This window comes from Streptomyces sp. NPDC059874, assembly GCF_042731135.1.
Lineage (GTDB): Bacteria > Actinomycetota > Actinomycetes > Streptomycetales > Streptomycetaceae > Streptomyces.
In genome coordinates this window covers 27,517-47,809 of record NZ_JBHWJY010000067.1, presented here as the reverse complement: position 1 = coordinate 47,809, position 20,293 = coordinate 27,517, and the positions used below count along the sequence as shown (strand labels likewise).

Here is a 20,293-nt window from a genome sequence, read left to right as displayed (position 1 = left end):
ACGTCCAGTACGAGGGCTTCCGCCCGGCACGCCGAGAGCACGCACCAGACGCCGCGGGGCCGCCCTTCGGGCGACGACGGGAATTTGACGACAGGGCCTAGGTCCGGACGTTCGGCGGGCAGCCACTGGCGTCGAAAACGGAGCACTCCGACCACCCGATGAGGGTGCCGGCGCCGTCACCGTCGGGGTCGGGGTCGGGGTGGCCGCGGCGGCCATCGCCGGGCTCCGTGTCTGATTCGCCGCGGGGTGGGTCGAAGATGCCGCCGCCCGGCTCGTGGTCGGTGTCCGCGCCGACGTTGCAGCCGCCGTTGCGGCGGCAGTACGTCTCGTCGATGGCGGAGCCGCCACCGTCGCCCCATGCCTCGGAGGGGTCGATCAGACGGCCGTTGCCGTCGGCGACGAGGTTCACCACCGAGGCCGGGGCCGGGGACGTGGCCGACGCGGAGGCAGGCAGCGCGACGGCTCCGGAGACGACGGCTGCCGAGGTGAGGGCCATCGCCCAGCGGGCGATCCGCCGCCTGGTGCGGACGGCCGGGGTGAGGAGGTCGTAGACCATGAGTGCTCCTTGAAACGTGTGCGTCCGGCGCAGGGGCGGCCGGATCCGTGTCTCAAGTAGGCGCGAGCGCGACGGTCGTGTCAGGCCACAGGAAGACGTGACTTGACGGAGCGCGAAAGCCCCTACCTGGCGGGAAAACCGCAGGTAGGGGGCTGTTGGCGGCTAGCCGCGTACCAGGAGGAGTGCGCCCGCGAGGACGACGCCGAGGGCCACGGCAAGAGCCCCGTGGGTCAGGCGGTGGGCGCGCAGGACGGGCAGGAAGCGGTCGACGGCGTACCGGCCGGGGCCGGTGAGGGCGAGGGCCGCGGCGCCGGCCGTCAGGAGGAGTTCGTACTCGATGCCCTGCGGGGCGAAGAAGGATCCGGCGCCGTGGACGGCGATGGCGTTGATGAGGGTGCCGACGACGGCCGCCCCGGCGAGCGGGGTGAGCAGTCCGACGGCGAGGCCGAGGCCGCCGAGGGTCTCGGTCAGACCCGCGAGGACGGCCATGGCGTCGCCGGCGGGGTAGCCGCTGGCGGTGAAGAACCGGCCGGTGCCGCCGATGCCGCCGCCCCCGAACCAGCCGAAGAGCTTCTGGGAGCCGTGGGCGGCCATGGTCAGCCCGAGGACGAGGCGCAGGATCAGCAGGCCGACGTCGTGGCCGGGGGTGGAGAGGGCCGCGGGAAGGGCGGCGGGCGCAGTGGCGGCGGAGGGCTTCACGGCGGTGGCGGAGGGGCTGGTCATGGGGGGATCCTTCCGATGGGGCAGGTCGTTCAAATTCGAACCTCGGACGCAGACCCTAGCCCAGTGATTCAAATTCGAACAACCCGTGTAGGGTGGGGCCATGGCTGAGACGAGATGGCTGGACGACCGCGAGATGCGGGCCTGGAGCGGGTTCCTGGCCGCGTCCGCCCTGGTGAACCGCCGCCTGGACCAGCAGCTCAAGGACGACTCCGGGCTCTCGCACCCGCAGTACGAGATCCTCGTGCGACTCGCCGCGGCCCCCGGCCGCGAGCTGCGGATGACCGAGCTCGCCAATGGCCTGATCAATTCCAAGAGCGGACTGACCTACCAGGTCACCCAGATGGAGAAAGCGGGCCTGGTCCGACGCCGCAGCTGCCCCTCCGACGTCCGCGGGGTGTTCGCCGTCCTCACCGACGCGGGCGCCGCCAAGCTGGACGAGGCCGCGCCCGGCCACGTGGCGACGGTCCGGGAGATCCTCGTGGACGTCCTGACGCCGGCCCAGCTGGACGCGCTCGCCGACGGCCTGGGCGAGGTCGGCCGCCGGCTGCGCGCACAGGGTGCGTAGCCGGCCTTCGGTAGCGGGGGCCGCCGTCGGGGTATAAGGGGCGTCATGGACACAAAGGCCTGGCTCACGCTGGCCGCGGTCTTCGCGGTCGGGCTCGCGATCGCCGCGGCCGTGCTGCTCGTGCGCGTCTTCAAGGCCCGCCGGCTGCTGCTCGACTCGGGGATCCCGCTGCGCGACAAGGCCCTCTTCTGGGTCGCCGTGGTGTACACGATCTCGCCCGTGGACCTGATCCCGGACCCGGTGTACCTCGACGACATCGGGGTCCTGCTGCTGGCCCTGCGCTCCCTGCACGCGGCGGCCGCCGCGGCCCGCCCGACCAAGGAGCCCGGCGCCGCGTGAGGGCCTACGGCAACCGGTCCGCGGCCACTGCGAGGACCCACGGGGCGCCGCGCCGGCGCCCGGGCCTGGACAGCCTCCCCCGAGCCCGCAGCCGCGGTCAGCGCACGCCCCGGGTGCGGAACTGGACGCTGATCCGGGGCCCCACGGCCCGCGCCGACTTGGGGACGGCGTGTTCCATGGTGCGCTGGCAGGAGCCTCCCATGACGACGAGGTCGCCGTGCCCGAGCGGCAGCCGCAGCAGGGTGGGCCCGCCGTCGCGGGGGCGCAGCGCCAGGTCGCGGGGGTCGCCGACGGAGAGGATGGCGACCATCGTGTCCTCGGTCGCGGAGCGGCCGTTGCGGTCCCCGTGCCAGGCGACGCTGTCGCGGCCGTCGCGGTACAGGCACAGCCCGGCGGTGGCGAAGGGCTCGCCGAGTTCGGCCGCGTAGTGGCTGGTGAGCGTGTCGCGGGCCTCGGTGAGCGTGGGGTGCGGGAGGGGCTCGCCCTCCGCGTAGAAGGCGAGCAGCCGGGGCACCTCCACCTCACGCTCGTACATCTGCCGCCGCTCCGCGTGCCAGGGCACGTCGGCGGCCAGCCGTTCGAAGAGCGCGTCGGCTCCGCTGAGCCAGCCGGGTAGGTGGTCGACCCACGCTCCGGCTCCGAGCCCGGTCCGCCGCAGGCCGTCCAGGGAGCCGAGCAGGATGTCGTCGCCCTGGTCGAAGAGGGAGCCCTGAAGGCCTTGGACTGCGCACATGCCCCCAGCCTAACCCCAGGAACCGAACACGTGCACGAATATGCCACCTCGGCCACGTCGGGCCAATTGGTCCAGACCTATTGACGGCGACGCATCCGGAAGATTAGGTTCCCGGTCACGAGCCGGCGATGACCCCAACTTCCCCCGCCCGCACCGGTGTTGCCGCCACCCCCACCCCACTGGAGGCAGTTCCTTGCGTACCCCCACGCGCACACGCACCCGCACCCGCCTCGCCTGCGGCCTGGGCGCCACCCTCCTCGGCGCGGCCGCGGTGCTGACGGCTCCCGGATCGGCTTTCGGCGCCAATCTGCTCTCGAACGGCGACTTCGAGGCGGCCGGCACCCCGGCCGGCTGGTCCTGCACCGGCGGTCTGGGCTCCGTGGTGGGTTCACCCGTGCACGGCGGAGCCAGGGCGCTGGCCGGCGCCGCCACCGCCTCCGACAACGCCAAGTGCACGCAGTCCGTCTCCGTCCGGCCGAACACCACGTACACCCTCTCGGCCTGGGTCCGCGGCAGCCACGTGTACCTCGGAGTCACCGGCGGCGCCTCCACCTGGACCAGCTCCACCGGCGCCTACTCCCGGCTCACCGTCACCTTCACCACGGGCGCCTCCCAGACCACGGCCGAGGTGTACCTCAACGGCTGGTACGGGCAGGGCACTTACCACGCCGATGACGTCACCCTCGACGGCCCCGGCGGCGCCACCGACACCCAGGCGCCCACCGTCCCCGGCGGCCTCACCTCCACCGGCAAGACCTCCACCAGCGCCGCGCTCGCCTGGACCGCCTCCACCGACAACGTCGGCGTCACCGGCTACGACGTCTACCAGGGCGGCGCGTTGGTCGCCACGGCCACCGGCACCAGCGCGACCGTCACCGGCCTCGCCCCCGCCACGAGCTACACGTTCACCGTCCGGGCCCGCGACCTCGCGGGCAACAGCTCGGCCGCCTCCGCCGGCGTCTCCGTCACCACCGACAACGGGACGACCCCGACCGGTTTCAAGCAGGCCGCGCCCTACCTCTACATGGGCTGGGGCAACCCGCCGAGCGCGACCACCGTGATGAACGCGACCGGCGTGAAGTGGTTCACCATGGCGTTCATCCTCTCCTCGGGCGGCTGCGAGCCGTCCTGGGACGGCCAACGGCCGCTCACCGGCGGCGTGGACCAGAGCACCATCGCCTCGATCCGTGCGGCGGGCGGCGACATCGTCCCGTCCATCGGCGGCTGGCAGGGCAACAAGCTCGGCCCCAACTGCGCGACCCCCGAGGCCCTGGCCGGCGCCTACCAGAAGGTCATCGACGCGTACGGGCTCAAGGCCGTCGACGTGGACATCGAGAACACCGACGAGTTCGAGAACGCCGTGGTCCAGGACCGCATCCTCGGCGCACTCAAGATCGTCAAGCAGAACAACCTGGGCTTGAAGACCGTCCTGACCTTCGGCACCGGCACCACCGGCCCGACCTCGTGGGGCAACCGGCTGATCGACCAGGCGAAGGCGCTGGGCGCGGACATCGACGTCTTCACGACCATGCCGTTCGACTTCGGCAACGCCTCGACCGACATGTACGCGAGCACGGTCAGCGCCACCGAGGGCCTCAAGACCAAGCTCAAGTCCACCTTCGGCTGGGACGACGCGACCGCCTACGCGCACATCGGCATCTCCGGCATGAACGGCATCAGCGACACCCAGGAGACCACGACCGTCCAGAACTGGACCGACATCCGCGACTGGGCCAACTCCCACCACATCGCCCGCCTCGCCTTCTGGTCCGTGAACCGCGACCGGGGCTGCCCCGGCGGCGGCCTGCAGGAGAGCTGCTCCGGCATCGCGCAGAGCGACTGGCAGTTCACCTCCCTCACGGCCCGCTTCACCGGCTGACCCCGGACCCCGCCGACCGGGGCCGCCGCCGGACTCCCGTCGGCGGCCCTCCCTCTGCCGGCCTCGGCCGGCGGCAACCGGGTTCCAGTGATCGCCCAGTTGGTGCAGGCCGACGAGGACACGGCGCGGGACGTGATCCACCGGTTCAACCAGATCGGCCCGGCCGGCGCCGAAGCCGTCCTGAGACTCCGCGCCCTGCTCGCCAACGGCGACTTCGACCGTTGCCGGACCCCCGGGCCCAGTGGCGCCCGCAGGAGCGCGCGCACAACCGACAGATGCGTCACAAGGGCGCGTTCTACGCGTTCGGGTCCCAGTCTGCGAGCTGCTCCATCGGCTCGGTGTCGCCGGTGGTCTCCAGGCCGTCGAGCGGGACGCGCGCGTAGAAGTAGAGGACCAGTTCGCCCGCTGCGCCTCGCATCGCCATGTCGCCCGGCTCCGCGTCGGCGGCGAGGTCGTCGCAGCGGACGCCATCGGCGTTGAGGGTCAGGCGCCAGGAGCGGCCCTCGGTCGTGTGCAGGTCGATGGTCGCCGGCTTGAACGGCCAGGGGACGTTCGTCGCCGAGACGGTCGTCAGGAACTCGTCGACGCCCTCGACCGCGACGTCCGTCGGCAGCGGCTGTGCGGCCCCCTGGGTGAGCTGGGCGTCGTAGGTGTGGACGGCGATCTCCTGGATCTGGTGCCGGGCCACGGCTCCGCTGGTCTCCGGGGCCTGCGAGCGGCCCCACCAGGTCCAGCAGCCGCGGTCCGGGCCGGCTTCGCGCATCGCGTCGAGCATGAGCTCGGTCGACTCGGCGAGCCAGGCGTCCAGGGCTTCGCGGTCGCGGGGCGCGGTCGGGGCGCCCTTCGGGTCGGTCCTCGCCGGGGGCTCAACGCCCGGGCCCGCCGCGACGATGGCGGCCTGGCGGCGGCGGCCGTCGCCGAGGTGCTGCGCCAGTTCGCGCAGCGTCCAGTCCGGGCATGTCGGGACCTGGACGTCAAGGTCGGGGGCGGACGCGATCGCGGCGCGGAACGCGGCTGAGCGGTCTTCGATCAGCCGCAGGACCTCGGGGAACTCCAAAATGTTTTGCACCTCGGTGGTGTATCACGGCGCTCCGGCCGCCCGGTAGCGAATTTGTCGGACGAACGCGTCGACGGCCGGGCGGCGCGCGCCGGCGCCGTTCTGAAACTCCGCGCACTGCTCGCCGACGGCGACCAACTCCCCATCTTCCACCGGGCTTCGTCGACGAGTCACGCGCGTTCCTTGCGTTGGGCGGCCAGGACGTCGGGATGGCGGGTGTTCGCGTTACGCCGGCGCAGGTAGGCGTACGGCGCGCGGGTCTGGGCCGTGTGGTTCGGATAGTTCGAGTTGGCGAGCGTGAACTGCCGCAGCGGCCCGCAGACGTTGTTGTTCTTCGCCCAGCGCGGGATCTTCTTGCCGTTGTGGGCGGACAGGTTGGCGAGGATCGCGTAGGCCGGGGCGCCATCGGGGCGGGCGGCGCGGATCGAACGAAGTGCGGCGAGGGTGTTCGCGGTGCCCTTCCGGCGGCGGTTGATGCCCCGCAGGGTGTCGTCGCCGATCGAGCAGCAGCCGTGGAAGTAGGTCACGCCGTGGGTGCGCTTGTAGGTCGCCGGGAGCCGGTCGGGCCGTCCCCGGCACTAGACGTCCCGGCGCCGTACCACGGTCACGGCGAGGGCCACCGACACCGCCGCCCAGGCCGCGAGCGCGATCCAGGCGCCCGTGATCGTCCCCGGGTACGCGCCCAGGGTCGTGTAGGAGTCGGGGTTCAGGCCCAGCCGGGACCTCGCGGCCATCGGCAGGTGGTTGCCGATCTCCTTCAGCGGGCGGTACCTGTCGCCGCCGAAGAGCATGGGCACGATGAACAGCAACCCCACGACGCCGATGATCGAGGCCGTGGCATGGCGCAGTACGGCGCCGAAGGCCAGCCCGATGAGCCCGGAGACGGGGACGATCAGCGCGTACGCGGCGACCGCCCGCAGGCAGCCCGGGTCGTGGATCGACAGTCCGACGTGACGGGAGGCCAGCATCGCGTTGGTGGTGAAGAAGGAGGTGACGGAGGCCGTCGCACCGAGGAGGAAGGTGATCGCCGTGACCGGCACCACCTTGGCCATGACCACCGCGCGCCGGTCGGGGACCGCTGCGAGCGTGGTGCGGATCATGCCGGTGGCGTACTCCCCGAAGACCGTGATGGCGCCGAAGGCGGCCGCGGCCAGGGCCATGATGGCGGCGGCGATGTCGTTCATGCCCCGGTGGAGCGGGTCGTACTTGAAGGGCGGCGTGTCGTGCGTCGGGGGCGGCGGCTGGTCGATGTAGGGCAGGTCCGCGTGGACGGCGTTCACGTTGATCGCGATGGCGACGACTGCGCTGAGGACCAGCACCCAGTACGTCGACCTGAGCGAGCGCATCTTGATCCACTCGGCGGCGAGCAGGTCGCCGAACCGGGCCACCGGTGCGGCCCCGAGCAGGGGGTTCTTCATCGTGCTTCTCCCGCGAGGTATTCGACGCTGTCGGCGGTGAGGGACATGAACGCCGACTCCAAGGACGAGGTACGGGTGGCGAGTTCGTGCAGCACGATGCCGTGCCGGTGGGCGAGCTCTCCGATCCGGGCCGCGCTCGGACCAGTGACCCGGGCCTGGTCGTCGCCCTCCCGGCGCACCGACGCGCCCTCGCCGCGCAGCACGGCATCGAGCGCCGCGAGGTCGGGGGTGTGCACGATGACGCCCAGCGAGACGTTCCGGGCGGAGAACTCACGCAGGCTCTGGTCGGCGATCAGCCGGCCCCGGCCGATGACGACGAGGTGATCGGCGGTGGCCTCCATCTCGGCCATCATGTGGCTGGACACGAACACGGTGCGGCCTTCGTCGGCCAGCCTGCGGAACAGGCGGCGCACCCACAGCACGCCCTCGGGGTCGAGGCCGTTCAGCGGCTCGTCGAAGAGGAGTACGGGCGGATCCCCGAGCAGCGCTCCCGCGATGCCGAGGCGCTGCTTCATGCCGAGGGAGAACCCGCCGATCCGGCGTGGCGCGGCCTTCGCCAGCCCCACCTCCCGCAGTACCTCGTCGACGCGGGACAGCGGGATGCGGTTGCCGCGGGCCAGGGCGGACAGGTGCGCCCGTGCGCTGCGCCCGCCGTGGACGTCCTGGGCGTCCAGCAGCGCGCCGACGTGACGCAGTCCGCGCGGACGGGAGGAGAAGGGGACGCCGTCCACGGTGACGGATCCGCTGGTGGGGGTGTTCAGGCCCAGGATCATGCGCAGCGTGGTGGATTTGCCGGCGCCGTTGGGGCCGAGTAAGCCGGTGACCTTGCCCGGTTCCACGGTGAAGGTCAGGTCGTCGACGGCGGCGGTGTCGCCGTACCGCTTGGTGAGTCGGGTGGATTCGATCACGGGTTCACGGTGCCGGTGAGCGCCTCGAGCCGGCATCGGCCGCCGGTCCACACCCGGGAGGCTCGCGGGTGGCCCTGGGGACCAAGCCCGTGGGCCAATGCCCGGGAGGGGCCGCGTGGTTACGATCGGCGGTGATCGCAACTTCGCGTCCACCCCTGCTCAAACGCCTGCCACCGGGTGTGTGGGTGGGGGCCTTCTGGTCAGCCCTCATCCTGACGCGCACGTTCCAGCGGCCGGACGAACCGAGCCGTCTCCTCCGGTACCACGGCAACATCGAGGACGCGCCGCTCCTGGTCACCGCGGTGGTCACGACCTTGGGTGCGTTCCTGCTGTTCCGCGCGCCGCTGGCGGCCCTGGCCGTCGCGCTCGCCGGCGCCGTGTTCTCCCTCGGGATGGACGTGCGGGAGACACCGTTCGTGCTCTTCCTGCTGGCCGACGCGGTCGTGGGCTACACCGCGGCGACCCGCTCGCGGCGCGTGTCGGTCCTCGCGTCGGCGCTGCCCGTCGCCGTGGTCGCCGGGGACGCGCTCTGGCGGTGGGGGCGCGGGTACCTCCACAACCTGTCGGGACCGGTCCTGCTCGCCTCGACCGTGGCCATCGCCTGGCTCATCGGCAATACGGTCCATCAGAGCCGGGCGCACGCGGACACGGTGCGCGAACAGGCCACCCGCCAGGCGGTCACGGCCGAGCGGCTGCGGATCGCCCGGGAGCTGCACGACATGGTCGCGCACAACATCGGCATCATCGCCATCCAGGCGGGCATGGGCAGCCGGGTCATGGACACTCAGCCCGCCGAGACGCGGGGCGCACTGGAAGCCATCGAGGCACCAGCCGGGAGACCCTCGCCGGTCTGCGGCGGATGCTCGGTGCGCTGCGGCGCGGAGACCAGGAGTCCGCACCGCTGGACCCGGTCCCGGGGCTCGGCGCGCTCGGGAAACTGGTCTCGAACACGGCGGCGGCCGGGGTGAACGTCGAGGTCCGGTGGCGGGGGGAGCGTCGCGAACTGCCCTCCGACGTCGACCTGGCGGCGTTCCGCATCATCCAGGAGGCGGTCACCAATGTGGTGCGGCATTCCGGCACCCGGGAGTGCGCCGTGACGGTCGACCACCGGCCGGACGAGCTGGTCTTGGACGTCGTCGACCGCGGCCGCGGCGCCGCCGCCCCGGACCAGGGCTCCGGCTTCGGGATCGCGGGCATGCGGGAGCGGGTGACCCTGCTACACGGGGCGTTCAGCGCCGGTCCGCGCCCTGAGGGCGGATTCCGCGTGGCGGCGCGGCTGCCGGTACCCGCGGAGGCAGCCCGGTGATCCGGGTCGGACATGCCGCTGGAGACCATCCTCGACGGGATCCGGGTGCTGGCCGCCGGGGACGCCCTCATCGCGCCGAGCGTCACCCGCCGGCTCATCGCGGAGTTCGCGGCCCGGCCCGAGCCCGCCCCCGGCCCGCGGCACCCGGGCGGCGGCGGGATCACCGACCGGGAGCGCGAGGTACTGACCCTCGTGGGTCGCGGGCTGTCCAACACGGAGTTCGCCGGGGAGCTCCGCATCAGCGTGGCCACCGCCAAGGCGCACGTGGCGCGGCTCTTCACGAAGCTCGACGCCCGCGACCGGGTGCACCTGGTGATCCTCGCCTACGAGTTCGGCCTGGTCGCGCCGCCCGGGTGAGGCGCCCGCGCGCGGGTCCGGTCCGGTGGCCCACAATGGTGAGAGCGAGTGATGCCCGCCGGCCGAGGCCCGTCCGAGGCCGTCGTGACTCCGTGGAGGTGCCCCATGTCCCGCAGTCACCACTTCCACGTGGACCACGGGGACCACTCGATCACCGTGAACGTGGGACCCGGCAGGACGGGCGAGATCGAGCTCCTCGTCGACGGCAAGGTCATCGCCTACCGCGAGGAGCACGAACCGGGAACCACCGTGCTGGAGGGCGTCCTGCCCGAGGAGCCGGCCCACCCCTTCCGGATCATGGTGCGCCAGCCGCACCTCGTCCCGACCGGGCCACGGTGCACCTGGGAGCTGGACGGGGTCGAACAGGTCATGCCCGAGCGCTCCTCCCCCTAGGTCCTGTCGTCAGAGCGGCGCCCGACCTAGCCTGGCCCCGACAGGACGTCGCAGCCGGGCACTTGAGGGAGACATCCGTGAAGATGCTGATCAACTCTGCGGAAACCGTGGTCGCCGACGCCCTGCGGGGGATGGCCGCCGCCCACCCCGAGCTGGACGTCGACGTGGAGCGGCGGATCGTCGTACGCCGGGACGCGCGCACCGGCGGCCGGGTCGGGCTGGTGTCCGGGGGCGGCTCCGGGCACGAGCCGCTGCACGCCGGGTTCGTGGGGTACGGGATGCTGTCCGCGGCGTGCCCCGGGGAGGTGTTCACCTCCCCGGTACCCGACCAGATGGTGCGGGCGGCCGGGGCCGTGGAGTCCGGGCAGGGGGTGCTGTTCGTCGTCAAGAACTACACCGGGGACGTACTGAACTTCGACATGGCCGCCGAGCTCGCCGAGGAGGACGGCCTGCGGGTGGAGCGCGTCCTGGTCAACGACGACGTCGCCGTGACGGACAGCCTGTACACGGCCGGGCGGCGGGGTACGGGCGCCACCCTCTTCGTGGAGAAGATCGCCGGGGCGGCCGCCGAGGAGGGGGCGCCGCTGGAGCGGGTCGCCTCGATCGCCCGGCGGGTCAACGAGTCCTCGCGGAGCTTCGGGGTGGCGCTGAGCGCGTGCACGACTCCCGCGAAGGGCAGCCCGACCTTTGAACTACCGGACGGCGAGCTGGAGTTGGGAGTCGGCATTCACGGCGAGCCGGGGCGGGAGCGGCGTGCGATGATGCCGGCGCGGGAGATCGCGGAGATCGCGGTGGGGGCCGTACTGGAGGAGCTTGCGGAGGTGGGCCCGGCCGACGGGCCGGTGCTGGCGCTGGTGAACGGGATGGGGGCGACCCCGCTGCTGGAGCTGTACGGGTTCCACGCGGAGGTGGCGCGAGTGCTGGGCGCGCGGGGTGTGCCGGTGGCGCGGACGCTGGTGGGGAACTACGTCACCTCGCTGGACATGGCGGGGTGTTCGGTCACCTTGTGCCGGGTCGACGAGGATCTGCTGAGGCTGTGGGACGCGCCCGTCCGGACGGCGGCGTTGCGCTGGGGCCGCTGACTCGTATGGTGTCGGTGGACTGGCCAGTGCGAGGCGATTCGGGTCGCTCGTGGTTCGCGTCGACCCGAGGCGAGGAGAACCGGTGCGTGACGCAGACTTCTTCCGGCGCTGGATGACGGCCGCCGCGGCCGCGGTGGAGCGGGAGGCGGACCGGCTGACCGAGCTCGACTCCCCCATCGGGGACGCCGATCACGGAAGCAATCTGCTGCGCGGCTTCTCGGCGGTGCTCGCGGCGATGGAGGAGCAGCCCCCGGCGGCGCCGGGCGCGGTGCTGCAACTCGCCGGGCGGACGCTGATCTCGACGGTGGGCGGCGCCTCGGGGCCGCTGTACGGGACGCTGCTGCGCCGCACCGGCAAGGAACTCGGCGAGGCCGCGGAGGTGTCCGACGAGGAACTGCGCAAGGCCCTGTACGCGGGGGTCGGCGCGGTGGCGCAGCTCGGTGGGGCGGCGCCGGGCGACGCGACGATGCTGGACGCGCTGGTACCGGCGGTGGCCGCGCTGAGCACCTCGTACCGGGCGGCGGGTGACGCGGCGGAGAACGGGGCGCTGGCGACGGTTCCGATGCGGGCCCGCAAGGGCCGGGCCAGCTATCTGGGCGAGCGGAGCATCGGCCACCAGGACCCGGGCGCGACCTCTTCGGCGCTGCTGCTGGGGGCGCTGGCCGACGTGGCGGACGGCGCCCTGTGACGGGCCCGGACCCGGGCCCGGGCCCGGCCTTGGTCGGCATCGTGCTGGTGTCGCACAGCGCGTCCGTGGCGGAGTCCGTGGCCGAGCTGGCCCGCGGCCTGGCGGCGGGCGGCCCGGTGGCCCCGCTGGCCGCGGCGGGCGGCACGGCGTCCGGGGAACTGGGCACCAGCGCCGAGCGGATCCTCGCGGCCGCCGGTGAGGTGGACCGTGGCGCGGGGGTCGTACTGCTGGCCGACCTGGGCAGCTCGGTGCTGACGGTGAAGGCCCTGCTGGCGGAGTCCGAGCTCCCGCCGGGCTCGATCCTGGCGGACGCCCCCTTCCTGGAGGGCGCGGTGGCCGCCCTCGTGACGGCCTCCACGGGAGCCCCCGCCCCCGCAGTGGCCGCAGCCGCGGCGGAGGCCTACACCTACCGCAAAACCTGACCCGAGTCCGAGACGACCTGGTGCTGTGGCCGGAAAGGTTTGCCGGGGCGCGGTGTTCGGTGCGGTGCATCGCAAGGCGGAGGGCCGCGGCTCGTACCGGACGTACTCGCGCGGCCCGACAACGCGGCGAGGTGCCGTGCCGGACGCCGTGACCCGGTGAACCTTTCCGGTCACAGCACTAGGGGCGGCCGCGGAGGGATTCGATCTCGCGGCGTTCGCGCTTCGTCGGGCGGCCCGCTCCGCGGTCGCGGATGCCCACCACCGCGGCTTCGATCGGCGTCGGCGGCGGCGGGCTGTTGTCGACGAAGCACTCCGCGGCGACGGGCGGGCCCACCCGCTTGGACACGGGCCGCCGGACCACCACGATCCGCTCCCGCCCCGCGTGGAAGAGCCGTACCTCGTCACCCGCGCGCACCGACTGAGCGGGCTTGGCACGCTCCCCGTTGACCTTCACGTGGCCCGCCCGGCAGGCGGTCGCCGCGATCGAGCGGGTCTTCGTCAGGCGGACGGACCAGATCCACGCGTCGACCCGCACCGTACCGGTACTCGTACCCGCGTCCGCGTCCGTTCGCGATACCTGTTCAGCCATGCCACGACTCTAGCGAGGCGGACAGGTGGAAGCGGAATGACTTTTGGGGGATGCGACAAGGGGAATCGCAGCTACCAGGTACATCGTCCTGACCGGATTGCAAATGCGCGCCACATGCCCCTACCTTGTCGCACATGCAGTCCTACACCATCGGACAGGCGGCGCGCCTGCTGGGCGTGAGCCCGGACACCGCGCGCCGCTGGGCCGACGCCGGCCGGGTCACGACCCACCGCGACGAGACCGGCCGTCGACTGATCAACGGCCGCGACCTGGCCGCCTTCTCCGTCGAAGTGGGCCAGGGTGCCCACATCGAGGACGAGGAGCCGTACACCTCGGCACGCAACGCCTTTCCCGGCATCGTCACGGCCGTCAGGCTCGGCGACGTGGCCGCCCAGGTCGAGATCCAGGCGGGTCCCCACCGCCTGGTCTCCCTCCTCACCCGTGAGGCCGTGGAGGAGCTGGGGCTGGAGGTCGGAATGCGGGCCACCGCCCGCGTGAAGTCCACCAGCGTGCACATCGACCGCATCTGAACCACCGAGGAGTAACCGCTCATGTCCCCCGTCTCCACCGCCACCCGCCGTCGCGCCGCTTCCGCCGTGCTGACCGCCGCCCTGCTCGTCCCGCTGGCCGCCTGCGGCAACGGCGCCGACGACGAGAAGAAGGACGGGTCCGGCGCGAGCGCGTCGGCCTCCGCCGAGCCCAAGGCCGTGAACCTCACCGTCCTCGCCGCCTCCTCGCTCACGGACGTCTTCAACGCCGCCGGCGCCGAGTACCAGAAGACCCACCCCGGCACGAAGATCACCTTCTCCTTCGCCGGTTCGCAGGAACTCGCCGCCCAGATCAAGCAGGGCGCCCCGGCCGACGCGGTGGCGACCGCCGACACCAAGACCATGGACGGGCTGAAGGCCGAGACGGGCGAGGCGACCATCATCGCCAAGAACCGCCTGGTCATCGTGGCCGGCAAGGACAACCCCTTCAAGATCGGCGCGCTCAAGGACCTGGCCGACACCAAGATCAAGGTCGTGCTCGCCGCGCCGGAGGTCCCGGTCGGCAAGTACAGCAAGCAGATCCTCGACGCCCAGAAGATCGAGGTGAAGCCGGTTTCCCAGGAACCCAACGTCCGCGCCGTGCTGAGCAAGGTCGAGCTGGGCGAGGCCGACGCGGGTCTCGTCTACAAGACCGACTCCGCCAAGTCCGGCGACAAGGTCGTCGCCGTGGACATCCCGGACGACCAGAACGTGGTCGCCTCCTACCCGGTCGCCACGCTGAAGGGGTCCAAGAACTCCGAGGCCGCCGCCGCGTTCGTGGCCTGGCTGAGCACCCCCGAGGCGCAGAAGGTCCTCCAGGACGCGGGCTTCCAGAAGCCGTAACAGGCCGTGACCCGCGCCGCGCGCCGCGGAAAGCCGAGAGGGACTGCCCGGTCCGGGGGGACGGGCGGTCCCTCTCGGCGTGCGCGGTGCTCCCGGCCGTACGAAGGCCACCCGCGCGGGTCGCCGCGTACGCTTCCCACGGCGGCCGCCGGCCGCCGCCCGCCCCAGCCAGGAACCCTGATGAGCAGACTCCGCACCCGCACCCGGCCCCCCGTGACCCTGGCGTTGCCCGCGCTGCTCGCCGTCGCGTTCCTGCTGCTGCCGCTGGTCGGCATCCTCACCCGCACCCGGTGGAGCGAGCTCGGCGCCCACCTCTCCAGCCCCGGCGTGGTCGAGGCCTTGCGGCTGTCGCTGTTCGTGTCCTTCTGGTCCCTCGGGCTCTCACTGCTGCTCGGTGTGCCGCTGGCCTGGCTGCTGGCCCGCGTCGAGTTCAAGGGCAAGGCCCTGGTCCGCTCGCTGGTCCTGCTGCCGATGGTGCTGCCGCCGACCGTCGGCGGTGTGGCCCTGCTGCTCGGCTTCGGGCGGCGCGGGCTGCTGGGGCCCTGGCTCGAGGACACCTTCGGGATCACCCTGCCCTTCCACACCTCGGGCGCGGTGGTCGCGGCCACCTTCGTGGCGATGCCGTTCCTGGTGATCAGCCTGGAAGGTGCCCTGGGCGGTCTCAAGCAGAGTTACGAGGAGACCGCCGCCTCCCTCGGCGCCTCGCCGGTCCGCGTGTTCTTCACCGTGACCCTGCCGATGGTGGCCCCCGGACTCGTCGCGGGCGCCGCCCTCACCTGGGCCCGGGCACTCGGCGAGTTCGGCGCGACCATCACCTTCGCCGGGAACCTGCCCGGCACCACCCAGACCCTGCCGCTCCAGGTCTACCTGCTGCTCCAGGACCGACCCGAGGCCGCCACCTCCGTCTCGCTGTTGCTCCTCGCGATCGCGATGGCCGTACTGATCGCCCTGCGCGGCCGCTGGACGGGCACTCCGAGGGCCGCCTCGGAGCGGCCGGCGGTGGTCGACGAGCCGCCGACCCCCGCACCGGCCGCGGTTGCGGCAACCGTCCCGGCCGCCGACCAGGCCACCGTCCCGGCCGACGGCCACTGGCCCCTGCACGCCGCCGTCACCGGCTTCAACGAGCTCACCCTCGACGCCGAGCCCGGCACCACCATCGCCGTGGTGGGCGAGAACGGCGCCGGCAAGACCACCCTGCTGCGCGCGCTGCTCGGCCTGACCCCTCGCGCCCGCGCCGAACTCCGCCTCGGCGACACCGACGTCACCGCGCTCCCCCCGCACCGGCGGCAGGTCGCCTGGGTCCCGCAGGACGGGGCGCTGTTCCCGCACCTGACCGCCCTGGCCAACACCGCCTACGGGCTGCGCGCCCGCAAGGTGCCGCGCGCCGAGGCCCGCCGCGAGGCACAGGCCTGGCTGGACCGGCTCGGCGTCGGCCACCTCGCCGCGCGCAGGCCCGCGCAGCTGTCCGGTGGTCAGGCGCAGCGGGTGGCGCTGGCCCGCGCCCTGGCCGCCCGGCCCCGACTGCTGCTGCTGGACGAGCCGCTGGCCGCCCTCGACCAGACGACGCGGGCGCACGTGCGGCACACCCTGCGCACGCATCTGGCCGGCTTCGGCGGGGTCTGCCTCATCGTCACGCACGATCCCGTCGAGGCGGTGTCGCTGGCGGACCGTGTCCTCGTACTCGCCGACGGGCGCACCCTTCAGGACGCGCCGCCCGCCGAGGTGACCCGGCACCCGCGCTCCCCGTGGGTGGCCCGGATGCTGGGCCGCAACGCCTGGCCGGGCACGGCGTCGGCCGACGGACTCGCCCTCGCGGCCGGTGGTCGTCTGGTCGTCGCCGAGCGGCTTGCGGAGGGGGTGCGGGCTCTCGCGATCATCGCCCCGGAGGCGGTGTCGGTGCACCGGAAGCAGCCCGGCGGCAGCCCGCGCAACGTCTGGCAGGGCACCGTACGGGAGATCACCGCGGTCGGCAGCCGGCTGCGGGTGCTGGTCTCCTCGTACGGGGCTCCCGACCTGGTCGCGGAGATCACCCCGGAGGCGGCCGCGGAACTGGGCATCGTGGACGGCGCCGAGGTGTGGACGAGCGTGAAGGCCACCGAGGTCACGCTCGTCCAGCTGTGAGCCGAACTGTCGTACCCCTCCACCACCTTGTGGACCATGACTGAATTCGTACTGGTGGCGGGCGTCCGGCTCGGATCCTGGGCGTGGGACGACGTGGCGCCGAGCCTGCGCGCGGCAGGGCACGGCGTCCATGCCGTGACGCTGTCCGGCCTCGCCGAGAAGCGGGGGACACCGGCCGGACAAGAGACCCACGTCCGGGACATCGTGGACGAGGTCGAGCGCCTCGACCTGCGTGAGGTCGTGCTCGTGGGGCACAGCTGCGCGGGCATACCGGTCGGCCAGGCGGCCGAGCGGATCGGGGACCGACTGGCCCGCGTGGTCTTCGTCGACGCCAACGTCCCGGCGGACGGCGAGTCGTTCGTCTCCGGCCGGCCCGACGGCCGGGCGATGGTGGAGGCCTCGATCTCCGCGAACGGCGGATTCTGGGCGCCGCGGACCGCGCCCGAGTACGAGGGCCAGGACCTCGACGCCGTGCAGACGGCCCGGATCGTGGCGGGGTCGACCCCGCACCCGGGGGCGACCCTGACCGAACCGGCCGTGCCGGCCCGCCCGCTCGGCGAACTCCCGGCGACGTACGTCAAGTGCCTGCTCGACGGGGCCGAGCCGAACCCCGACGTGGCGAAGCTGCTGACCGGCGAACGCCGGCGGCTGGTCGAGCCGGACACCGGCCACTGGCCGATGTTCTCCCGACCGGCGGAGCCGGCGGAGATCATCCTGGAAGCGGCCGGCTCGTAGCCTGTCGTAGGGTCAGCGGAGCCTGCGCCCGTCCGCAGGCACCATCCGCATGTCACACGTTCCCGTGGGGGGTACACCATCATGTCCTTCGGCTCACCCGGCTCACCGCCGCCCCAGCCCGGCCCGTCTCCGTACGCCGGGGCCCCGTATCCGGGCCGGCCCTACGCGGGTCAGCCCTACGCGGGTCAGCCGCACCCCAGCGGGCCCTACCCGGGTCAGCCGTACCCGGGCCAGGGCCCGTACCCCGGCCAGGGCCCGTACCCCGGCCCGCCGCCGCAGCTCGTGGACGTCCTGCGTTCGCCCCAGGGGCTCGCCACCGCGCTGACGGTCCTGCTCTCGGTCGCCGCCGCCGTCAACCTCTTCTCGGCCGGCGCCAACCTGTTCGCCTGGTCCCTGACGAACGACCTCGTCGAGGACCCGGACAAGGTCGCGGACAGCTCGCTGGACCTGTCGGACATCATGACGGGCCTGGCCGGGGTCCTGCAGGTGCTGACCGTGCTCGGCACGGCGGCCGTCTTCATCACCTGGTTCTACCGCGTGCGCGTCAACGGCGGGATCTTCCGCCCCGACGCCTTCTCGCAGACGCGCGGCTGGGCCATCGGCGGCTGGTTCATCCCCTTCGGCAACCTGTTCCTCCCCTTCCGTACGGCACGGCAGATCTGGGCCGCCAGCACCCAGCTGGGGCCCGACGGTTCCCACCGCCACGTCTCGACCGCACCGCTCACGGCCTGGTGGTCGGTGTGGGTCGTCGCGGCGATCGCCGACCGCGTGTTCAGCCAGATGTACAAGCGTGCCGAGACCCCCGAGGCCCTGCGATCCGCTTCGGCGGTCGGCATCGTCTCCGACCTGCTCCTGGTCGCCGCCGCCGTGCTCGCCGTCGTCTTCGTCCGCAAGCTCACCGCCCTGCAGAACACCAAGGCCACCCAGGGCCCGTACGCCGCGGTCTGATCCCTCACCCGGCAGGCTCCGGGGCGACCACGGCGAACTCGCACCAGACGCACTTCCCGCCGCCCCGGGGCTCCACGCCCCACTGGTCCGAGAGCAGGTCCACCAGCATCAGGCCGCGCCCGGACACCGCCCAGTCCCCCGCCTCGCGTCGCCTCGGCAAGGCGCTGCTGGAGTCCTCGACCTCGATCCGGATCCGGCCGTCCGCCGTGAGCCGCATGCTGACGTGGCCGCCGCCGTCCGTGTGGACCAGGGCGTTGGTCATCAGCTCGTCCGCGGCCAGCTCGATCGCGTCGGCCCGGTCCCCCGCGCCCCACGCGGCCACCGCCGCCCGGATCAGGTGCCGGGCCATCGCCGGGGCCTCCGTGTCGCCCGGTTCCAGCCGGTGGCTCAGCGGGCCGCCGCCGCGCGCCGGGGGCGTGCCGCGGCGGCGCAGCAGGAGCAGGGCCATGTCGTCCCCGCCGCCCGAGTCCCCGACCAGGTCGCACAGGACGTCGGCGAGTTCCTCGACGTCCACGGGGCCGCTGTGGACCGCCGCCATGAGTTCCCGCATCCCGGCGTCGTGGTCCGCGCCGGGCCGTTCGATCAGACCGTCCGTGCACAGCAGCAGGGTGTCGCCCGGGTGCAGTTCGAGGCTGGTGACGGGGTAGCCGCAGCCGCTCCCCTGCTCCTCGCGCGGGGGTAGGCCCAGCGGCAGGCCGCCCGCCACCTGGACGCGGTGGCAGCTGCCGTCGCCGCGCCGGACGACCGGGTCGAGGTGGCCGGCGCGGACCATCCGGAGCATGCCCGTGGTGAGGTCCACCTCGGCGTACGTGCAGGTGGCGAAGCGTTCCGTGGCCAGCTCGCGCAGGAAGGCCGAGGCGCGGGCCATCGCCGTGCCCGGGGTGTGCCCCTCGACGATGTACGCGCGCAGCACGATCCGCAGCTGGCCCATGACGGCGGCGGCGTCCGTGTCGTGCCCCTCCACGTCGCCGATCATCACCCCGACCCGGCCCCCGCCGAGCGGGATCACGTCGTACCAGTCGCCGCCGATGTCCCGGCCCATCCGCGCGGACCGGTACCGCACGGCGATCAGCGCGCCCGGCACCTCGGGGATCCGGCGGGGCAGCATGGCGCGCTGGAGCCCCTCCGCCAGGTCGTGCTCCTGCTCGAACAACATGGCCCGCTGGAGGCTCTGTGCGATCCCGCTGCCGAGTGCCATGAGCAGGTTCCGCTCCTCGGCGGTGAACTCGCCCTCGCGTTGGTAGAGCAGCCCGAGCGCGCCGATGACCCGGCCCTGGGCGATCAGCGGCAGGTAGACCCCGCTGCGCACGGACAGCGGCTCGATGTACGGCCACAGCAGCGGGTAGCGCCGCCGGAACTCCTCCCGCGCGCCCAGGTAGACCGGCTGCATGGTGCGAACGGCCTCGCTCATCGGGAACCGCGCGTCGATCCGCGTGTACTCGATCTCGGGCACGTACGAGCCCAGCTGCCCCTCCGCGACCAGGTGGATGCGGCCGCCGTCGACGACGCCCAGCATCACGCTGACCGCGCCGAGGTGCCCGAGGGCCTCGGGGTCCTTGAGGACGTCGGTCACGTCGTTGACGGTGCGGGCGTGGGCAAGGATCGCGGTGGTCCGCTCGACGACCCCGGTCATGCGGCGCCGGCCCTCGACCTGGTCCCCGCCGGCGCCGGGCTCGCCGGGGTCGTGCGCGGCGTCGCGGAGGATCCCGATGATCCGGTACGGACGGCCGTCGGGCTCCCGCAGGATGTGCCCCTGGATGTGGGTCCAGGCCGGTGATCCGTCGCGGCGGCGGCTGCGCACGTACGCCCCGTAGTGGCTGCGTCCGTCCTTGAGCGCCTGCGCGACGCGGGCGTCGAGCCGGGCCTCCTCGGCCGGCAGGATGCGCGACCGCAGTCCGGCGGGGGTCCCGGTGAACTCGTCCGGGCGCAGGTCGAGGACCTCCAGAGCGGTGGGATCGAGGTGCATCCGACCGCTGTCGAGGTCCCAGTCGAACGTGCCCATGCGGTTGAGCGCAAGGCTCGTGTCCGGCCGCGCGGGCCAGTCGACCTCGGGGTCCTTTCCCCTCTGGGCCATGCAGCCAGGGTCTCACCCTCCGGTCACATC

22 protein-coding genes and 3 pseudogenes are annotated in these 20,293 nt (G+C 73.0%); 16 read left to right on the top strand and 9 right to left on the bottom strand.

Features of this window, described 5'->3' with window-relative positions; all coding sequences use genetic code 11:
- Positions 1–97: 97 nt before the first annotated feature.
- Both ACFV9H_RS30485 and ACFV9H_RS30480 read right to left on the bottom strand, forming a co-directional pair.
- The gene (locus tag ACFV9H_RS30485; protein WP_385404483.1) at positions 98–556 is read right to left on the bottom strand and encodes a hypothetical protein; all 459 of its coding nucleotides are present in this window, start codon (positions 554–556) and stop codon (positions 98–100) included.
- 162 nt (positions 557–718) lie between these two features.
- The gene (locus tag ACFV9H_RS30480) at positions 719–1,279 is read right to left on the bottom strand and encodes a DoxX family membrane protein (RefSeq protein WP_385404480.1); all 561 of its coding nucleotides are present in this window, start codon (positions 1,277–1,279) and stop codon (positions 719–721) included.
- A gap of 100 nt (positions 1,280–1,379) precedes the next feature.
- Here ACFV9H_RS30480 and ACFV9H_RS30475 point away from each other — a divergent pair, with 100 nt between their 5' ends.
- On the top strand, positions 1,380–1,844 hold the full coding sequence (locus tag ACFV9H_RS30475) for a MarR family winged helix-turn-helix transcriptional regulator (protein WP_385404477.1): 465 nt from the start codon (positions 1,380–1,382) through the stop codon (positions 1,842–1,844).
- 45 nt (positions 1,845–1,889) lie between these two features.
- On the top strand, positions 1,890–2,183 hold the full coding sequence (locus ACFV9H_RS30470; protein ID WP_385404475.1) for a YkvA family protein: 294 nt from the start codon (positions 1,890–1,892) through the stop codon (positions 2,181–2,183).
- Positions 2,184–2,280: 97 nt separating this feature from the next.
- Here the strand turns inward: ACFV9H_RS30470 and ACFV9H_RS30465 are convergent, their stop codons facing one another.
- Positions 2,281–2,916, bottom strand: coding sequence for an alpha-ketoglutarate-dependent dioxygenase AlkB (locus ACFV9H_RS30465; protein WP_385404472.1), 636 nt, complete (start codon positions 2,914–2,916; stop codon positions 2,281–2,283).
- Positions 2,917–3,109: 193 nt separating this feature from the next.
- On the opposite strand from ACFV9H_RS30465, the gene ACFV9H_RS30460 reads away from it, so the two are divergent.
- Both ACFV9H_RS30460 and ACFV9H_RS30455 read left to right on the top strand, forming a co-directional pair.
- Positions 3,110–4,795 (top strand): carbohydrate binding domain-containing protein, encoded by a 1,686-nt coding sequence (locus tag ACFV9H_RS30460; protein WP_385404470.1) that lies wholly within the window; start codon positions 3,110–3,112, stop codon positions 4,793–4,795.
- A gap of 54 nt (positions 4,796–4,849) precedes the next feature.
- Positions 4,850–4,960, top strand: a pseudogene (locus tag ACFV9H_RS30455) (helix-turn-helix domain-containing protein); the annotation flags it as partial.
- A 130-nt stretch (positions 4,961–5,090) separates the two neighbouring features.
- On the opposite strand, the gene ACFV9H_RS30450 reads toward ACFV9H_RS30455, so the two are convergent.
- From ACFV9H_RS30450 to ACFV9H_RS30435, 4 genes and pseudogenes are all read right to left on the bottom strand, one after another.
- Positions 5,091–5,864, bottom strand: coding sequence for a maleylpyruvate isomerase N-terminal domain-containing protein (locus tag ACFV9H_RS30450; protein ID WP_385404467.1), 774 nt, complete (start codon positions 5,862–5,864; stop codon positions 5,091–5,093).
- 158 nt (positions 5,865–6,022) lie between these two features.
- Positions 6,023–6,427, bottom strand: a pseudogene (locus ACFV9H_RS30445) (IS630 family transposase); the annotation flags it as partial.
- A 3-nt stretch (positions 6,428–6,430) separates the two neighbouring features.
- The gene (locus ACFV9H_RS30440; RefSeq protein WP_385404464.1) at positions 6,431–7,270 is read right to left on the bottom strand and encodes an ABC transporter permease; all 840 of its coding nucleotides are present in this window, start codon (positions 7,268–7,270) and stop codon (positions 6,431–6,433) included.
- Positions 7,267–8,178: an ATP-binding cassette domain-containing protein gene (locus tag ACFV9H_RS30435; protein WP_385404461.1), complete on the bottom strand. Its 912-nt coding sequence runs from the start codon at positions 8,176–8,178 to the stop codon at positions 7,267–7,269. Before ACFV9H_RS30435 ends, ACFV9H_RS30440 begins: the two co-directional genes overlap by 4 nt.
- A 131-nt stretch (positions 8,179–8,309) precedes the next feature.
- On the opposite strand from ACFV9H_RS30435, the gene ACFV9H_RS30430 reads away from it, so the two are divergent.
- From ACFV9H_RS30430 to ACFV9H_RS30400, 7 genes and pseudogenes are all read left to right on the top strand, one after another.
- On the top strand, positions 8,310–9,146 hold the full coding sequence (locus tag ACFV9H_RS30430) for a histidine kinase (protein ID WP_385404459.1): 837 nt from the start codon (positions 8,310–8,312) through the stop codon (positions 9,144–9,146).
- Positions 9,143–9,484 carry a sensor histidine kinase gene (locus ACFV9H_RS30425; protein WP_385404457.1) on the top strand — a complete coding sequence of 114 codons (342 nt, stop codon included), beginning with the start codon at positions 9,143–9,145 and terminating at the stop codon, positions 9,482–9,484. Before ACFV9H_RS30430 ends, ACFV9H_RS30425 begins: the two co-directional genes overlap by 4 nt.
- Before the next feature lie 9 nt (positions 9,485–9,493).
- Positions 9,494–9,841: pseudogene (locus ACFV9H_RS30420) on the top strand (response regulator transcription factor); the annotation flags it as partial.
- Positions 9,842–9,946: 105 nt separating this feature from the next.
- Positions 9,947–10,234, top strand: coding sequence for a hypothetical protein (locus ACFV9H_RS30415; RefSeq protein ID WP_385404454.1), 288 nt, complete (start codon positions 9,947–9,949; stop codon positions 10,232–10,234).
- A 77-nt stretch (positions 10,235–10,311) separates the two neighbouring features.
- On the top strand, positions 10,312–11,316 hold the full coding sequence (dhaK, locus tag ACFV9H_RS30410) for a dihydroxyacetone kinase subunit DhaK (RefSeq protein WP_385404452.1): 1,005 nt from the start codon (positions 10,312–10,314) through the stop codon (positions 11,314–11,316).
- 82 nt (positions 11,317–11,398) lie between these two features.
- Entirely contained in the window at positions 11,399–12,004 is a 606-nt protein-coding gene (gene dhaL, locus ACFV9H_RS30405; RefSeq protein ID WP_385404450.1) for a dihydroxyacetone kinase subunit DhaL, read from the top strand.
- Positions 12,001–12,426: a PTS-dependent dihydroxyacetone kinase phosphotransferase subunit DhaM gene (locus tag ACFV9H_RS30400; protein WP_385404447.1), complete on the top strand. Its 426-nt coding sequence runs from the start codon at positions 12,001–12,003 to the stop codon at positions 12,424–12,426. Before dhaL ends, ACFV9H_RS30400 begins: the two co-directional genes overlap by 4 nt.
- Positions 12,427–12,604: 178 nt before the next feature.
- Here the strand turns inward: ACFV9H_RS30400 and ACFV9H_RS30395 are convergent, their stop codons facing one another.
- On the bottom strand, positions 12,605–13,015 hold the full coding sequence (locus ACFV9H_RS30395; RefSeq protein ID WP_385404444.1) for an RNA-binding S4 domain-containing protein: 411 nt from the start codon (positions 13,013–13,015) through the stop codon (positions 12,605–12,607).
- 134 nt (positions 13,016–13,149) lie between these two features.
- Between ACFV9H_RS30395 and ACFV9H_RS30390 the strand changes: the two genes are divergently transcribed.
- The 5 genes from ACFV9H_RS30390 to ACFV9H_RS30370 all read left to right on the top strand — a co-directional run bounded on the left by ACFV9H_RS30390 (position 13,150) and on the right by ACFV9H_RS30370 (position 18,189).
- The gene (locus ACFV9H_RS30390) at positions 13,150–13,545 is read left to right on the top strand and encodes a molybdopterin-binding protein (RefSeq protein ID WP_385404442.1); all 396 of its coding nucleotides are present in this window, start codon (positions 13,150–13,152) and stop codon (positions 13,543–13,545) included.
- Between the two features lie 21 nt (positions 13,546–13,566).
- A complete protein-coding gene (modA, locus tag ACFV9H_RS30385; protein ID WP_385404440.1) occupies positions 13,567–14,385 on the top strand; it encodes a molybdate ABC transporter substrate-binding protein in 819 nt (272 codons plus the stop codon).
- Positions 14,386–14,565: 180 nt separating this feature from the next.
- Positions 14,566–16,506, top strand: a complete 1,941-nt coding sequence (locus ACFV9H_RS30380; protein WP_385404437.1) for an ABC transporter permease — start codon at positions 14,566–14,568, stop codon at positions 16,504–16,506.
- Between the two features lie 36 nt (positions 16,507–16,542).
- Complete coding sequence (locus tag ACFV9H_RS30375; protein ID WP_385404435.1) at positions 16,543–17,241, top strand: alpha/beta fold hydrolase; 699 nt, start codon at positions 16,543–16,545, stop codon at positions 17,239–17,241.
- A gap of 81 nt (positions 17,242–17,322) precedes the next feature.
- Positions 17,323–18,189: a DUF4328 domain-containing protein gene (locus tag ACFV9H_RS30370; protein WP_385404433.1), complete on the top strand. Its 867-nt coding sequence runs from the start codon at positions 17,323–17,325 to the stop codon at positions 18,187–18,189.
- Between the two features lie 4 nt (positions 18,190–18,193).
- Here ACFV9H_RS30370 and ACFV9H_RS30365 read toward each other — a convergent pair whose 3' ends face one another.
- Positions 18,194–20,263, bottom strand: coding sequence for a SpoIIE family protein phosphatase (locus ACFV9H_RS30365; protein ID WP_385404431.1), 2,070 nt, complete (start codon positions 20,261–20,263; stop codon positions 18,194–18,196).
- Positions 20,264–20,293: the final 30 nt, after the last annotated feature.